Annotated in this window: 9 protein-coding genes, 2 tRNA genes and 3 rRNA genes; 3 read left to right on the forward strand and 11 right to left on the reverse strand. The window is 57.9% G+C overall.

Going from position 1 to position 16,727, the window contains the following annotated elements; all coding sequences use genetic code 11:
• Positions 1-23: 23 nt before the first annotated feature.
• The 5 genes from qhpG to mrdA all read right to left on the reverse strand — a co-directional run bounded on the left by qhpG (position 24) and on the right by mrdA (position 7,601).
• On the reverse strand, positions 24-1,313 hold the full coding sequence (gene qhpG, locus ACY4LX_RS23805) for a flavin-dependent monooxygenase QhpG (protein WP_463258026.1): 1,290 nt from the start codon (positions 1,311-1,313) through the stop codon (positions 24-26).
• Positions 1,310-1,987, reverse strand: a complete 678-nt coding sequence (gene qhpE / locus ACY4LX_RS23810; RefSeq protein WP_463258027.1) for a subtilisin-like serine protease QhpE — start codon at positions 1,985-1,987, stop codon at positions 1,310-1,312. Before qhpE ends, qhpG begins: the two co-directional genes overlap by 4 nt.
• Positions 1,977-3,695, reverse strand: coding sequence for an ABC transporter ATP-binding protein (locus ACY4LX_RS23815; RefSeq protein ID WP_149661267.1), 1,719 nt, complete (start codon positions 3,693-3,695; stop codon positions 1,977-1,979). The genes qhpE and ACY4LX_RS23815 overlap by 11 nt, the downstream gene beginning before the upstream one ends.
• Complete coding sequence (locus ACY4LX_RS23820) at positions 3,695-5,599, reverse strand: sigma-54-dependent Fis family transcriptional regulator (RefSeq protein WP_463258028.1); 1,905 nt, start codon at positions 5,597-5,599, stop codon at positions 3,695-3,697. Before ACY4LX_RS23820 ends, ACY4LX_RS23815 begins: the two co-directional genes overlap by 1 nt.
• Positions 5,600-5,708: 109 nt before the next feature.
• Entirely contained in the window at positions 5,709-7,601 is a 1,893-nt protein-coding gene (gene mrdA, locus ACY4LX_RS23825) for a penicillin-binding protein 2 (RefSeq protein ID WP_463258029.1), read from the reverse strand.
• Positions 7,602-7,878: 277 nt separating this feature from the next.
• Between mrdA and ACY4LX_RS23830 the strand changes: the two genes are divergently transcribed.
• Positions 7,879-8,802, forward strand: a complete 924-nt coding sequence (locus tag ACY4LX_RS23830) for a TIGR03571 family LLM class oxidoreductase (protein WP_463258030.1) — start codon at positions 7,879-7,881, stop codon at positions 8,800-8,802.
• A 119-nt stretch (positions 8,803-8,921) separates the two neighbouring features.
• Here ACY4LX_RS23830 and rrf read toward each other — a convergent pair.
• The 5 genes from rrf to ACY4LX_RS23855 form a co-directional block, all read right to left on the reverse strand.
• Positions 8,922-9,037 (reverse strand): 5S ribosomal RNA (rrf, locus tag ACY4LX_RS23835).
• A 153-nt stretch (positions 9,038-9,190) separates the two neighbouring features.
• Positions 9,191-12,082, reverse strand: a 23S ribosomal RNA gene (locus ACY4LX_RS23840).
• A 247-nt stretch (positions 12,083-12,329) separates the two neighbouring features.
• Positions 12,330-12,405, reverse strand: a tRNA-Ala gene (locus ACY4LX_RS23845).
• A gap of 34 nt (positions 12,406-12,439) precedes the next feature.
• Positions 12,440-12,516 (reverse strand) — tRNA-Ile (locus tag ACY4LX_RS23850).
• An 83-nt stretch (positions 12,517-12,599) separates the two neighbouring features.
• Positions 12,600-14,138 (reverse strand): 16S ribosomal RNA (locus tag ACY4LX_RS23855).
• The 16S, 23S and 5S rRNA genes sit together here with 2 tRNA genes alongside, the layout of an rRNA operon.
• A gap of 669 nt (positions 14,139-14,807) precedes the next feature.
• Here ACY4LX_RS23855 and rhtA point away from each other — a divergent pair.
• Together rhtA and ACY4LX_RS23865 are read left to right on the forward strand one after the other, a co-directional pair.
• Positions 14,808-15,695 carry a threonine/homoserine exporter RhtA gene (rhtA, locus tag ACY4LX_RS23860; RefSeq protein ID WP_149661767.1) on the forward strand — a complete coding sequence of 296 codons (888 nt, stop codon included), beginning with the start codon at positions 14,808-14,810 and terminating at the stop codon, positions 15,693-15,695.
• Positions 15,696-15,866: 171 nt separating this feature from the next.
• Positions 15,867-16,148, forward strand: coding sequence for a hypothetical protein (locus ACY4LX_RS23865; RefSeq protein ID WP_463258031.1), 282 nt, complete (start codon positions 15,867-15,869; stop codon positions 16,146-16,148).
• Here the strand turns inward: ACY4LX_RS23865 and ACY4LX_RS23870 are convergent.
• Positions 16,135-16,713 (reverse strand): TetR/AcrR family transcriptional regulator, encoded by a 579-nt coding sequence (locus ACY4LX_RS23870; protein WP_463258032.1) that lies wholly within the window; start codon positions 16,711-16,713, stop codon positions 16,135-16,137. The genes ACY4LX_RS23865 and ACY4LX_RS23870 overlap by 14 nt on opposite strands.
• Positions 16,714-16,727: the final 14 nt, after the last annotated feature.

A 16,727-nucleotide genomic window follows, 5' to 3' on the forward strand; every position in this document is an offset into this window, starting at 1 on the left:
GCGGAGCGGGGGAACGATCAGTGTCAGGGTTTGAATCCTTGGGCCAACAGCCAACTACGAACAACCCTGCCCTGCTCCACCGTCAACCCGGCCAACGCCTGCTCAGCCGGTTCAGCCCACAACCGCCGCACCAATGGCGCCAACTCAACCCCCTGTACATGCCAGATCCCCAACGGCTGATCCGCCGTGATCACCACCTCGGCCTCATCCACAAACCCATCGCGCAGTACGGGCGCCCGCTCAATTCGCAACAAGGCAAAATCCGCCTCGGCGTGGGCCACTTCAGCATCCGGCCAACAGCGCCGCGCCTGCCAGAAAGGCCGCTCCCGCCAGCGCTGCTCATCGGCATAAAAATCCCGGCCAATGCGCGCAAAGCGCAAAAACAATTGCTCCACCCGCTGCTGATGAAAGTGCCGGGCCAACGCCGCTCGCTCGGGTTTACGCAACAACGTGTTGATCACCGTCGGCGCCTGCAACGCCGAGGACAGGGACTGGAAAATCCCGTTGCCCGACAACGGATCCACCGCCATCGCTGCGTCGCCTACGCGAATCCAGTTATCACCACAGACCTGCGGAGACAAAATCGCCGTGCTGCTACGGGCGTGCAATTGCAGATCGTTCTGCGGCTGATCACCGAAAAACGCCCGAGCCACTGCCGATTCGTGGCGCCGCTGGCGACAGTACTCGAGCAACATCGCCTTACCCGGTAACGAAGCGCTGGCCACGTCCACCGTCCATTGCCAGTAACACTGCCCGTCGGCCCGTCGCGCCATCCAGGCCCAGCCGTCCTCAAGGCTTTCCACGGCGCTGGCGGTGTCGCCCGGCGTGCCTTGCCAGCGATTGAGCAGGCTAACCGTCTCCGGGCCGCGCAGGCCTTTGCCGAGGGCAGGCGCCGACCGTCCGCGCGCTTCCACCAGGAAATCCGCGACCAATGTTTCGCGCCCTTCGATCTCGACCCGATGCCCCGCCGCTGAGGTCTGCACCGTCAGCACTCGGCCTTCGATCAACTCGACCCCAGCCCCACGCAAATCCTCGCGCAGGCCGCGATCAAAACTCGGGCGATCCAGTAAAAATTCGATGTTCTGCGCGTGCTGCTGGCCGTTCCACGACACCTGCCGTTGTGAAGGCAGCGCCGCGTCTGCCAACGCGTGGTTCAGACCCGCGCCACGCAACGCCTCCAGCACCCGTACGGAAACGCCTTCCAGCGCAGCAAAACGTCGCCATTCGCTGACCAGCGTCACCGGGTAACCGAGCCGGCGCAAACCCAAAGCCACCGCCGCGCCCGCCGGGCCTGCGCCTAGAATACAAATCACGGTCCGAAGCGCCGTTCAGGGCCGCGATAACGGGCGTGATCGCGCAGCCATTCGATGACCTGCTGATTGCTCGCATCGGGATACACCACCAGAAACCCGGCGATATGCCCGCTCAACGCCGCACACCCCAGACTCGCGCCGGACTGCCCCGGATACGTCCCATGCACACACGCGGCGAAATCCGCCTGGGCGCTGTTGAGCCACGACCATTCGTGCTCGGCGCATCGCGCATCGCCGGTCACCCGCAACACCTGCGGATACTTCGCCGGAAACACGCCCTCGCCCTGGGCCGGACTCGATGCACACAGCAAGACGCCTCGCGCCACGGCTGCCGCACACGCTTCGCGCAACAGGCTGCGATCCTGACGCAATCCGAGGCTCAGATTAATCAGCCGCACGTCCTGCGCCACCAGCCAATCAATCGCCGAGGCAATCTGCAAGGCACTGGTCACGCCACGCTGGTCGAACACCTGCGCCACACAGAACACCGCTGCCGGCGCTCGCCGCCCAATCGCCTCGATCACCGCGCTGCCGTGACCGAGCGGATCGTCGCGCAAATCCCCTTGCGCCAATCCATCCTCCAGCAACGAAAACCTGCGCCCCGCGACCACCTGCACCCGCTGCGCCGCCGAGTGACCGCTGTCCACCACGCCAATCCGCAGTTCAGGCTTCATGCAGCACCGTTTTTGATGTGAGCACGCCGTCGAGCAATTCAAAGCGCAGATCGGCGTCAGCCAACGTCGAAGGGCGATGGCTGATGAGGATGCGCGTGCGTCCGGCAAACAAGCGGTCGATGGCTTCGATCACTTCGCGCTCGGTGGCTTCATCCACCGCCGAAGTGGCCTCGTCGAGCACCAGGATCAACGGGTCCTGCAACAGCGCCCGGGCAATGGCGATCCGTTGTTTCTGCCCGCCGGACAACTGCTGGCCACGCTCGCCCAACGGACTGTCGAGGCCTTCGGGCAAGGATGCGATCAGGCTGTCGAGTTGCGCCAGCCGTGCGACTTCAGCGATGGCGTCGCGACTGGCGTCCGGCACCGCGTAGGCCAGGTTATCCGCGAGGCTGCCGCGAAACAGCACGATGTCCTGACTGACCACCGCAATGCGCCGCCGCAGCTGGAACAGGTCCAGATCCCGCAGGTCTACGTCCCCGAGCAGCACCTGGCCCGACTGTGGATCGTGATGCCGTTGCAGCAGGTCGATCAGGGTTGTTTTACCCACGCCAGAGCCGCCGCTCAGGGCGACTTTCAAGCCGTAAGGGATGCGCGCATCGATCCCGCTCAAGGTGCTCGGGCGCCCCGGATGACTGAAATGCACATTGTCGAAACGCAACTCGCCAGAGCTCGGCATCGGCTGCGGCGTGACCGGGGTGAGCACGGTCGGTTCTTCGCCGCGCAACTCCATGACCCGCCCGAGGCTGACGGTCATGCGCTGGATCGCCACGTAGAGCCCGAGCAGGCTCTGCACCGGCCCCACCGCCATCCCGAGGTAAGTGGAAAACGCGATCAGCGCACCGAGCTGCCACGTGCCCTGCACCACCCAATAACCGCCGATCAAGAAGGCACAGGCACGGGACAATGAGGTCAAAGTGCCCGGCACAGCCTGGGTGAAAAACTCGGTGACTTGCAGGCGCAGCAACTGGCTCATATAGCCCTGGCCCAACGTCTCCAGCCGTCGCGCTTCGCGCTGTTGCTGGCCGGCAGACTGGATGAATTTCATCACCGGCAAGGTCTCGACCATAAACGAAGACATGTCCGCCGAACGCTCGCGTAATTGCCGAACATCGCGCTCGACTTTGCGCCGCATCCAGCGCAGCCACAGCACGTCGAGGGGAATCAGCACCAGCGCCAGCAGCGACAGTTTCCACGACAAGGTCAGCAGCATCGCCACGGAAAAGAACAGGCCGATGACGCTCGATACCGCCGAAAACAGCGAGTCCACGGCAAAGCGCTGGATCTCCGCCACATCGCCATCCAGGCGCGACATCAAATCGCCGATGCGCCGCTGGCCATAGAAGCTCGGTGACAAGGTCTGCAAGTGCCGATACAAGTCATCACGCAGGGCAAACAGAATCCGCCCGGAGAGCCGCGTGTGCAGGTAACGGTTGATCCCCGACAGCGCAGTGCCAAGCAAACCGGCGACGATCATCAAACCGGCAATCAGCACCAGCATCGGGAAGTTGCGCCCCAGCAGGCCATCGTCGATCAGCAACTTGGTCAGCCAAGGTTGCACCAGCACCAGCAACGAAGCGCAGACTGACAACCCGAGCAACCCGGCAATCGCCAGCCGATGGGGCCGCACAAAACTGTAGAGCCAGCGCAGCGCCGCTTGCAGGGCTTGCGGGTCGCGGCTGTCGATCAGCCGCACGATCAGGCGCTGCATCACAGGCGCAACTGCTTGAGTTTGCGATACAGGGTCGCGCGGCTGATGCCGAGGGCGTCGGCGGCGGCCGAGACGTTGCCCTGGTGCGCGTCCAGGGACTGGCGAATCAGCTCCAGTTCGTTCTCACGAATGCTGCCGGCCTGGGGGCGTTCGGTGGCGGTGAGGTCGTCGAGCATGCTGTCGGGCAAGTGGTCGAGGGTGAGCACGGTGTCGCCCGCCTCGCGCATGGCCAACGCGGTGCGCAACACCATCTCCAATTGGCGAATGTTGCCCGGCCAGTGATAGCCGCCGAGCAACTTGCTCAAGTCATCGTGCAAGGTCACGGCCGGGGCATCGAGTTTGGCCAGCAGGCGACCGACCAGACCGCTGAAATCCTCGCGCTCGCGCAGGGCCGGGAGCATCACGCTGATGCCGTTGACCCGGTAGAACAGGTCTTCGCGAAAGTGTTTGTCTTCCACCAGGCGCTTGAGGTCGCGGTGGGTGGCGCAGATCAGGGCGACGTCGATGTCTTGCTCTTCGCCAGCGCCCAACGGCGCGACTTTGCGATCCTGCAACACCCGCAACAACCGGGCCTGCAAGGCCAGTGGCATGTCGCCGATTTCATCGAGGAACAAAGTGCCGCCGTGGGCCTGTTGCAGGCGCCCGACCATACCGCCACGCCGGGAACCGGTGAACGCGCCTTCGCGGTAGCCGAACAGTTCCGACTCGATCAGGCCTTCGGGAATCGCCGCGCAATTCACTGCGACGAAGGGTTTATCGCAACGGGTGCCGGCCATGTGCAGGGCGCGGGCGATGACTTCCTTGCCGGTGCCGGTTTCGCCGAGCAGTAGCACCGGCAACTCATTGGCCAACCCTTGGCGGGCCATGCGCAAGGCGCGGGCGTAACGGACATTGCTGCCGGCCAGGGATTCAAGATCCGGTTGCGGTTTGGCGGGTTTGGCCACCGGGCGGGTTGTGGTGCCAACGTTGATCGACCGCTGGGGCGCGCGCAGGGTTTTGTAGAAGAATTCGCCCTTGGCGGTTTGCAGACTGCCGATGCCGCCCTGTTGTAAACGAGCCAGCAATTGCAGGCCATCGACGCCGAGAAACTCTTCGCAACGATGCCCCACCAGCGCCGAACGCTCGGCCCGCAGCAATTGGCAGGCCTGGGCGCTGACCGCGAGAATCTGTCCGCCGAGGCTCACCGCCAACAGGCCCTGCCACGGGGATTCGAGGTACTGCCGACGGCTGTGGAACGCGAGGACGATTTGATCCGGATAACTGGCGTTGAACACCCGGCTTTCGATCTGGCTGACCGCCATGGCCAGCAGCGCGGTGCTGTCGTGGACGCGGCCGAGAGGGCCTTCGCGGGTCAGGTCGAGGACGCCGAGGATATCGCCTTGGGGGCAGTGAATCGGCACCGAAGTGCAGGAGAAATCGCTCAGGCGATCCAGGTAGTGTTCGCCGCAATCGATCAGGGTTGGCCGGGCTTCCACCAAAGCGGTGCCGAGGGCATTGGTGCCGCGAGCGGCTTCGCTCCAGCAGGCCCCAAGGGTGATGTCCTGCAGGCCGGAGCCCTTGAGGCGGTCGGCGCGGCCTTCGACGGCGAGGATGGTGGCGTCGGAATTGGCGAGGATGATCAGGCCTTCTTTGCCCTGGCGTTCGGCCAGGTAATCGATGGCCGGCATCGCGGCGTCGATCAGCAAACGGTTGCTGGCCAACAGCGCTTCAAGGCTGGCGCTCGATTCCAGGGTCAGCTCGTGCTTGCCATTGAAATGCACGCCATGGCTGAGGCTGCGCCGCCATGAAGCGTCGATTTCCGCACGCAGTACGCCATCAGGGACTTCGCCTTCGAGGTGAAGCTTTTCCCGGGCCAGCCGGGCTTCCTGATGGGGTTTGGGGTGTGTTGTTTTTATGAGTGTCATCAAGCGCTCCGCAGCGGTCCGCTTTGCGCTTTTTGAGATCAGCGCCGTGGCGTCAATCTTTACGTTAACGTCAGGGCGATGGCAAGTGCCTTACAGCGCTAGTGGTGCATCAGACGTGAGGATCGCCCGGTGGTTTGGCCGGCGTGGCGTATTGCGGCTTGAGATGGCCGTCCTGGTCGAGTAGCCAGGCGTCCATGATCTGCCGCACCACAGGACCGGCCACCCGACCACCGGCTTCGCCGTTTTCGATCATCACCGAGATCACAATCTTCGGGTGTTCGGCCGGGGCGAAACCGACGAATAAGGCGTTGTCGCGGTTACGCTCCAGGGTTTTCGCCCGGTTGTAACGCTCACCCTGCTTGATCGCCACCACCTGCGCGGTACCACTCTTGCCGGCGATGCGGTACTGGGCGCCCACCGCTGCTGCCCGGGCGATGCCGCGTGCATCATGCATCACCATTTGCATGCCATGGTTGACCTGCTCCCAATCACGCGGATCCTTGAGCAGGATATTCGGCATCGGGTTCTCGTCCACCGGCGCAACGCCATCGACAGTCTTGGCCAGGTGCGGCCGGTTCCACACGCCTTTGTTGGCAATCAGCGCCGTGGCCTGGGCCAGTTGCAGCGGCGTGACCTGCATGTAGCCCTGGCCGATGCCGAGGATCACCGTTTCACCCGGGTACCATGGCTGACGGCGCGTGGCGCGTTTCCAGGCTTGGGATGGCATCAGGCCGGCCGATTCTTCGAACATGTCCAGGGAGACTTTCTCGCCAAGGCCGAACATGGCCATGTAGTCGTGCAGCCGATCAATGCCGAGCTTGTGCGCCAGGTCGTAGAAGTAGGTGTCGTTGGAACGCATGATCGCCGCGTCCATGTCCACCCACCCGTCGCCGCTGTGATTCCAGTTGCGGTATTTGTGATCGAAGTCCGGCAGTTGGTAGTAACCCGGATCGAAGACGCGGGTTTGTGGGGTGACCACACCGGAGTCGAGGCCGGCAATGGCCACTTCCGGCTTGATGGTCGAGCCCGGCGCATAGAGACCGCGCAGGACGCGGTTGAACAGCGGCCGGTCGATGGAATCGTGCAGCGCCGCGTATTCCTTGAAGCTGATGCCGGTCACGAACATGTTCGGGTCGAAGCTCGGCTTGCTGACCATGGCCAGCACTTCGCCGGTCGATGGATCGAGGGCGACCACCGAACCACGGCGATCCCCCAAGGCATCCTCGGCGGCTTCCTGAAGGTGGACGTCGAGGCTCAGTACGATGTTTTTGCCGGGGGTCGGATCGGTGTGCTTGAGCACCCGCAGCACGCGGCCCTGGGCGTTAGTCTCGACTTCTTCGTTTCCGACGTGGCCGTGCAACTCGGACTCGTAGAATTTTTCGATGCCGGTTTTGCCGATGGACTGAGTGCCGCGGTATTCCACCCCGTCCAGCGCCTTGGACTCTTTTTCGTTGATGCGACCGACGTAACCGATCGAGTGGGCAAAGTGCGCACCCATCGGGTAATGGCGGACGAATTGCGGCTCGACATCCAGACCCGGCAGACGGAATTCGTTAACCGCGAGGACAGCGATCTGCTCTTCGGTAAGCTCGTAAAACAAGGTCACCGGGACGAACGGATGCCGTGCCTGCTTCATCGCCTTGTCGAACAACGCGCGGTCTTCGGACGGCAGGTGCAGGAGATTGATCACCTCATCCAGTTCTTCTCTGACGTCTGTGGCGCGTTCGCGGGTGATGGTCAGGTTGAAGCTGGGCCGATTGTCCGCCAGGACCACCCCATTGCGGTCATAGATCAGCCCGCGTGTCGGGGTGATCGGCAAAACGTGGACGCGGTTGTTTTCGGAGATGGTCGAGTGGTAGTCGAATTCGACCACTTGCAGCACGTACATGCGCACGACCAGTGCGCAGGTGATGGCGACCACAAACAAGGCGCAGGCCATCAGTCTTTTATTGACCAGGCGCGTCTCTTTTTCGTGATCCTTGATGGGTATCGGTTCGGGCATTTCTGCAGCAGCTCTTTGACTATGAAGGGGGTGCCGATCCTCAGCGTTGTCATCAGTCCATTAAAAAACGAGCTGCACCATACCAAAAATGACGCCGGCACTTTAGCGCGATTTCCTCGAACGGTTGTCCTTGAGGGCCAAAACGACGGTCGGGCGTGTGTGGTTTTTTGGGTGAACTCGTGCGTTTTACTCAAGATTGATATTCCCATTCATGCATTTTTCTTGCAGATGGGCCTGTAGATACTGGGTGCATGTCATTCCCTCTCTGGAGTTTTTCATGCACTCACGATTTCAACGATTACTGGGCTCGAATGGATTTTCCATTGGCCTTGAATTGCCGCTGGATAACGATTGGTCCAGTGATGGGCAACGGTTGCGAATGGCCGAGGACAGACCTTTTGGTGTTCCTGACCTGAAGCAGCACGCCGCCATGGCACGCTTGGCCGACAAAGCTGGGTTTGCTGCGCTTTGGGTTCGCGATGTACCGGTGTACGACCCCAATTTCGGCGATGCGGCGCAGGTATTCGAAGCCTTTTCGTATTTGGGTTATCTGGCGGGGATTACTGACAACATCATGTTGGGGACGGCAGCGGTGGTATTGCCGTTGCGTCAGCCGTGGTTGACGCTCAAGGCTGCCAATAGTGTCGATGAGCTGAGTGATGGGCGGCTGCTTCTGGGCGTCGCCAGTGGTGACCGGCCGATGGAGTATCCGTTGTTTGGTGTGGACTACGGCCAGCGTGGCGAGATCTTTCGCGATACGGTTGAGCTGTTGCGTAGCCAGGGTGAAGGTCGCTTGCCTGAAGGCGCTCGGTTGCTACCAGAGCGTGATCAGGCGGTGCCGTTGCTGGTGGCGGGGCTTGGTCAGCAGTCACCGGCCTGGATAGGTCAGCATATGGACGGTTGGCTCGCCTACCCTGGCACGCCGGATGAGCATCGTCGTCGCGTGGGGTTATGGCGTGAGGTCGGCGGCGATAAACCTTACATCAGCTTTGTTCATCTGGATCTGGAGGCCAATCCGCATGCACCGATGCGACGTGTACGCTTCGGCGGCAGTTGCGGACGCCTGGCATTGATTGATGAGCTGCAGGCTTTGCGGGACACCGGTGTGCAGCATGTCGGCCTGCACGTGCGCCGTAGCGAACGACCGGTGGCGGAAGTGATTGAGGAGATCGCTGAACACGTACTGCCAATGTTTCACTGAGGGTGCGGTTGGTTGTATTCAGGGATAGCCATTGAGCTGTCCCTTTTCTTTGCGCCACTTTTTCGAGGGCAAAAACAAAACCCCTACCTGCATACGCAGATAGGGGTTTCGGAATTTAATCTTGACGATGACCTACTCTCACATGGGGAAACCCCACACTACCATCGGCGATGCATCGTTTCACTGCTGAGTTCGGGATGGGATCAGGTGGTTCCAATGCTCTATGGTCGTCAAGAAATTCGGGTACTGAGTCGCGGCCAGCTGGCCTCGCTTCAGCAAATTGGGTATGTGATAGCCTTCGGTGTTTTGTGAGTCTTTCGAACTTTCGGTTCGTTTCGTCTTCACACACCGCAATCTGCTCTTTCGACGCAAATTGCTTGGGTGTTATATGGTCAAGCCTCACGGGCAATTAGTATTGGTTAGCTCAACGCCTCACAGCGCTTACACACCCAACCTATCAACGTCGTAGTCTTCGACGGCCCTTCAGGGGACTCAAGGTCCCAGTGAGATCTCATCTTGAGGCTAGTTTCCCGCTTAGATGCTTTCAGCGGTTATCTATTCCGAACATAGCTACCCGGCAATGCCACTGGCGTGACAACCGGAACACCAGAGGTTCGTCCACTCCGGTCCTCTCGTACTAGGAGCAGCCCCTCTCAAATCTCAAACGTCCACGGCAGATAGGGACCGAACTGTCTCACGACGTTCTAAACCCAGCTCGCGTACCACTTTAAATGGCGAACAGCCATACCCTTGGGACCGGCTTCAGCCCCAGGATGTGATGAGCCGACATCGAGGTGCCAAACACCGCCGTCGATATGAACTCTTGGGCGGTATCAGCCTGTTATCCCCGGAGTACCTTTTATCCGTTGAGCGATGGCCCTTCCATACAGAACCACCGGATCACTAAGACCTACTTTCGTACCTGCTCGACGTGTCTGTCTCGCAGTCAAGCGCGCTTTTGCCTTTATACTCTACGACCGATTTCCGACCGGTCTGAGCGCACCTTCGTACTCCTCCGTTACTCTTTAGGAGGAGACCGCCCCAGTCAAACTACCCACCATACACTGTCCTCGATCCGGATAACGGACCTGAGTTAGAACCTCAAAGTTGCCAGGGTGGTATTTCAAGGTTGGCTCCACGCGAACTGGCGTCCACGCTTCAAAGCCTCCCACCTATCCTACACAAGCAAATTCAAAGTCCAGTGCAAAGCTATAGTAAAGGTTCACGGGGTCTTTCCGTCTAGCCGCGGATACACTGCATCTTCACAGCGATTTCAATTTCACTGAGTCTCGGGTGGAGACAGCGCCGCCATCGTTACGCCATTCGTGCAGGTCGGAACTTACCCGACAAGGAATTTCGCTACCTTAGGACCGTTATAGTTACGGCCGCCGTTTACCGGGGCTTCGATCAAGAGCTTCGCGTTAGCTAACCCCATCAATTAACCTTCCGGCACCGGGCAGGCGTCACACCCTATACGTCCACTTTCGTGTTTGCAGAGTGCTGTGTTTTTAATAAACAGTCGCAGCGGCCTGGTATCTTCGACCGGCATGGGCTTACGCAGTAAATGCTTCACCCTCACCGGCGCACCTTCTCCCGAAGTTACGGTGCCATTTTGCCTAGTTCCTTCACCCGAGTTCTCTCAAGCGCCTTGGTATTCTCTACCCAACCACCTGTGTCGGTTTGGGGTACGGTTCCTGGTTACCTGAAGCTTAGAAGCTTTTCTTGGAAGCATGGCATCAACCACTTCGTGTTCTAAAAGAACACTCGTCATCAGCTCTCGGCCTTAGAATCCCGGATTTACCTAAGATTCCAGCCTACCACCTTAAACTTGGACAACCAACGCCAAGCTGGCCTAGCCTTCTCCGTCCCTCCATCGCAATAACCAGAAGTACAGGAATATTAACCTGTTTTCCATCGACTACGCTTTTCAGCCTCGCCTTAGGGACCGACTAACCCTGCGTCGATTAACGTTGCGCAGGAAACCTTGGTCTTTCGGCGTGGGTGTTTTTCACACCCATTGTCGTTACTCATGTCAGCATTCGCACTTCTGATACCTCCAGCAAGCTTCTCAACTCACCTTCACAGGCTTACAGAACGCTCCTCTACCGCATCACCTAAGTGATACCCGTAGCTTCGGTGTATGGTTTGAGCCCCGTTACATCTTCCGCGCAGGCCGACTCGACTAGTGAGCTATTACGCTTTCTTTAAAGGGTGGCTGCTTCTAAGCCAACCTCCTAGCTGTCTAAGCCTTCCCACATCGTTTCCCACTTAACCATAACTTTGGGACCTTAGCTGACGGTCTGGGTTGTTTCCCTTTTCACGACGGACGTTAGCACCCGCCGTGTGTCTCCCATGCTCGGCACTTGTAGGTATTCGGAGTTTGCATCGGTTTGGTAAGTCGGGATGACCCCCTAGCCGAAACAGTGCTCTACCCCCTACAGTGATACATGAGGCGCTACCTAAATAGCTTTCGAGGAGAACCAGCTATCTCCGAGCTTGATTAGCCTTTCACTCCGATCCACAGGTCATCCGCTAACTTTTCAACGGTAGTCGGTTCGGTCCTCCAGTTAGTGTTACCCAACCTTCAACCTGCCCATGGATAGATCGCCCGGTTTCGGGTCTATTCCCAGCGACTAGACGCCCTATTAAGACTCGCTTTCGCTACGCCTCCCCTATTCGGTTAAGCTCGCCACTGAAAATAAGTCGCTGACCCATTATACAAAAGGTACGCAGTCACCCAACAAAGTGGGCTCCCACTGCTTGTACGCATACGGTTTCAGGATCTATTTCACTCCCCTCTCCGGGGTTCTTTTCGCCTTTCCCTCACGGTACTAGTTCACTATCGGTCAGTCAGTAGTATTTAGCCTTGGAGGATGGTCCCCCCATATTCAGACAAAGTTTCTCGTGCTCCGTCCTACTCGATTTCATGACTAAGAGATTTTCGCGTACAGGGCTATCACCCACTATGGCCGCACTTTCCAGAGCGTTCCGCTAATCTCAAAGCCACTTAAGGGCTAGTCCCCGTTCGCTCGCCACTACTAAGGGAATCTCGGTTGATTTCTTTTCCTCAGGGTACTTAGATGTTTCAGTTCCCCTGGTTCGCTTCTTAAGCCTATGTATTCAGCTTAAGATACCTAACTTATGTTAGGTGGGTTCCCCCATTCAGACATCTCCGGATCAAAGTCTGTTTGCCGACTCCCCGAAGCTTTTCGCAGGCTACCACGTCTTTCATCGCCTCTGACTGCCAAGGCATCCACCGTATGCGCTTCTTCACTTGACCATATAACCCCAAGCAATCTGGTTATACTGTGAAGACGACATTCGCCGAAAATTCGAATTTCTCAATTAAGAGAACTCACAAATTTTACCTTAGCCTGATCCGTTACCAGTGAAAGTAACGTTCAGTCTATCTTTCTATCACATACCCAAATTTTTAAAGAACGATCTAATCAAAGACTAGAAATCAACATTCATCACCGTCTTGGTGGAATGCTCATTTCTAAGCTTTCAACAATCAGAAGCAGTAGTGGTGGAGCCAAACGGGATCGAACCGTTGACCTCCTGCGTGCAAGGCAGGCGCTCTCCCAGCTGAGCTATGGCCCCGTATTTCTACAGGCGTTTCCCACACAAGCAAAATTGGTGGGTCTGGGCAGATTCGAACTGCCGACCTCACCCTTATCAGGGGTGCGCTCTAACCAACTGAGCTACAGACCCAATTTCGGGCTGCTTCTTTATCGTCTTCTTCAATGAATCAAGCAATTCGTGTGGGAACTTATGGAGCAGCTGATGTCGTCGATTAAGGAGGTGATCCAGCCGCAGGTTCCCCTACGGCTACCTTGTTACGACTTCACCCCAGTCATGAATCACACCGTGGTAACCGTCCCCCCGAAGGTTAGACTAGCTACTTCTGGTGCAACCCACTCCCATGGTGTGACGGGCGGTGTGTACAAGGCCCGGGAACGTATTCACCGCGACATTCTGATTCGCGATTACTAGCGATTCCGACTTCACGCAGTCGAGTTGCAGACTGCGATCCGGACTACGATCGGTTTTCTGGGATTAGCTCCACCTCGCGGCTTGGCAACCCTCTGTACCGACCATTGTAGCACGTGTGTAGCCCAGGCCGTAAGGGCCATGATGACTTGACGTCATCCCCACCTTCCTCCGGTTTGTCACCGGCAGTCTCCTTAGAGTGCCCACCTTAACGTGCTGGTAACTAAGGACAAGGGTTGCGCTCGTTACGGGACTTAACCCAACATCTCACGACACGAGCTGACGACAGCCATGCAGCACCTGTCTCAATGTTCCCGAAGGCACCAATCTATCTCTAGAAAGTTCATTGGATGTCAAGGCCTGGTAAGGTTCTTCGCGTTGCTTCGAATTAAACCACATGCTCCACCGCTTGTGCGGGCCCCCGTCAATTCATTTGAGTTTTAACCTTGCGGCCGTACTCCCCAGGCGGTCAACTTAATGCGTTAGCTGCGCCACTAAGAGCTCAAGGCTCCCAACGGCTAGTTGACATCGTTTACGGCGTGGACTACCAGGGTATCTAATCCTGTTTGCTCCCCACGCTTTCGCACCTCAGTGTCAGTATTAGTCCAGGTGGTCGCCTTCGCCACTGGTGTTCCTTCCTATATCTACGCATTTCACCGCTACACAGGAAATTCCACCACCCTCTACCATACTCTAGCTCGACAGTTTTGAATGCAGTTCCCAGGTTGAGCCCGGGGATTTCACATCCAACTTAACGAACCACCTACGCGCGCTTTACGCCCAGTAATTCCGATTAACGCTTGCACCCTCTGTATTACCGCGGCTGCTGGCACAGAGTTAGCCGGTGCTTATTCTGTCGGTAACGTCAAAACACTTACGTATTAGGTAAATGCCCTTCCTCCCAACTTAAAGTGCTTTACAATCCGAAGACCTTCTTCACACACGCGGCATGGCTGGATCAGGCTTTCGCCCATTGTCCAATATTCCCCACTGCTGCCTCCCGTAGGAGTCTGGACCGTGTCTCAGTTCCAGTGTGACTGATCATCCTCTCAGACCAGTTACGGATCGTCGCCTTGGTGAGCCATTACCTCACCAACTAGCTAATCCGACCTAGGCTCATCTGATAGCGCAAGGCCCGAAGGTCCCCTGCTTTCTCCCGTAGGACGTATGCGGTATTAGCGTCCGTTTCCGAGCGTTATCCCCCACTACCAGGCAGATTCCTAGGCATTACTCACCCGTCCGCCGCTCGCCACCAGGTACAAGTACCCGTGCTGCCGCTCGACTTGCATGTGTTAGGCCTGCCGCCAGCGTTCAATCTGAGCCATGATCAAACTCTTCAGTTCAAACATCTTTGGGTTTTTAAGAAACCCTAAACTTGGCTCAGCAATCGTTGGTTACATCTTTGATTTCTCGCGGAGTAACTTGTGATGCTGATAATCTTGTTGACTATCAGTCTGACTCCACAAGCACCCACACGAATTGCTTGATTCAGTTGTTAAAGAGCGGTGGGTTAAGATCTTTCGTCTCAACCGAGGCGCGCATTCTACAGCAGCGCCAGTTACTGTCAAGCGGTTATTTTCAGAAGTTTTCAAAGTTTCCTTTGCAACTTCAACCACTTGCGCTTCCGATCTCTCGTTAGCGGGAGGCGAATTCTACAGCGTTACTCGCTGCTGTCAACACCTCTTTTGCTCCGCTTTCGACCGAGAAGATCGAACCGTTAACAAGGCGACAACACACTGCCTTATCAACTCCTTCTGGGCTTCGATGACCTGAAGCAACTCGCTATCGAAAACTGCATAACTCTTTGTTTACCAAGGAGTTTTCCGTTTCGACTGCGCCGGAAGTGGGGCGAATTATAGACTTCCAGAATCTGCCGTCAAGCACTGATTTGGCTTTTCTATCGACAGGTGCAAAATCACTGCTTATATATAGACGCGCCCGCAATCAATGCGCAGTATATTGCCCAACACCTAGAACATTACTTTGCTCCCCACCTCGGACGATGCCTCGCAATGAATGACCAACCCCGCAGCCTTGCCTCGACCCTCTTCTCGGTTGGCCTGCTATTAATAGCCATGGCATCAATCCAGTCCGGCGCCTCCCTGGCCAAAAGTATGTTCCCCATTGTTGGCGCCCAAGGGACCACCACTCTGCGACTCATCTTTGCCAGCGTGATCATGTTGCTGATCCTGCGGCCGTGGCGGGCGAAGCTCACCGCAAAATCACTGCGCACCGTCATCATCTACGGGATGGCGCTGGGCGGCATGAACTTCCTCTTCTATATGTCGTTGCGCACCGTCCCGCTCGGCATTGCCGTAGCCCTGGAGTTCACCGGCCCTCTAGCCGTCGCTATCTATGCCTCACGGCGCGCCATCGACTTTCTGTGGATCGCGCTCGCGGCGGTGGGCTTGCTGCTATTGATACCTACGGGAGCAACATCGGCCGGGATTGATCTGGTGGGTGCCGGTTATGCACTCGGTGCCGGCGTCTGCTGGGCGTTATACATTCTGTTCGGCCAGAAGGCCGGGGCCGACAATGGCGTAACGACCGCCGCCCTGGGCGTCATGATTGCCGCACTCTTCGTCGCCCCTATCGGTATCGTTCACGCAGGCGCCGCCCTGCTGACTCCATCACTGATCCCCGTGGCCCTCGGCGTTGCGATTCTATCCACCGCCCTGCCCTATACCCTGGAGATGGTTGCGCTGACCCGAATGCCAGCACGCACCTTCGGCACGCTGATGAGCATTGAACCTGCGATCGGCGCGCTCTCAGGCCTGCTGTTTCTCCATGAGTACCTTTCCTTGTCACAGTGGATGGCCATCCTGTGCATTATCCTGGCTTCCGTCGGCGCCACCATGACCATGGGCAGTACCGCCAAGCCTGCGGTCGCGGCGGATTGATACAGGATTTGACGAAGCTCTGGTATTTGCCGCTCAATTAGGCCATGTTTAGGCCCGCAACCCAGTGTCACGCATGGACTTTTTCAGATAGGGATATCGGAGCGCGTCAAGCGAAAGTAAAAGCGAACGCAGCCAGACCCGGGCGTAAGATCCGGGCGCTTAAGGACAGTAATGAAACGAATTTTGATACTGATCGCCATACTTGCAGTTGCGGGCTGCGCGGCGACCTCGAAAACCCAGGTCAGACACGGCAAGAAAGGGCTGCATATCAACTGTTCAGGGCTCTCGTCCTCTTGGGACAAGTGCTACACCAGCGCCGCCAATTCGTGTGCGCCAAAAGGTTACAAGGTCATCGCCAAATCCGGGGACGCCGTGGAAGAGCCCGGTGACTATCCGTTCGGCCTCAACCCCGCCGGTTACACCAGTCGCAGTATGATCGTCATTTGCAAGTAGCTTGATGCCGCCCGGCAATCTGGCGGCCAATCTCGTCTTGACTGGACTGCAGCACGGTTCGCTGTATATCCGCAGTGGCCAACATTCGCGCCACGACCAGTGCACCGATGCATTGCGACAGAATCGCCCACGCCAGGCTGTCGCTGTCCAGGATCCGTGCCCAAACCTCCTGAAGCCGACAAATCCAGATCTCTGCCTGCTGGCGTACCGCAAGGTCTGAGCGGGCAATCTCCGCCCCCAGCGCCGGCAAAGCACACCCGGACTCAGGCTGCTCGACATGGGCCATGCTCAAGTAATGCTTGAGGCAGCGTTCAAGCCTGGCGTGATCCTGCTCACCACTGCCGCCCAACCGCGCCAGACTTTGGCACAGCTCTCGTTCGACGATCGCTGCGAACAACTCGTCCTTCGACGAAAAGTGACTGTAGAACGCCCCGCCGCTCAAGCCGATCGCCTTCATCAAACTGTCGACGCCGACCATAGCAAAACCAGACTTCTTGGCTGACACCGCACTGCTTTCCAGCAGTTTTTCTTTGGTTTCCTGCTTGTGATTGGGCGAGTAGCGCATTGCCTTGTCCTCGG

The organism is Pseudomonas sp. Emmai (assembly GCF_055179735.1).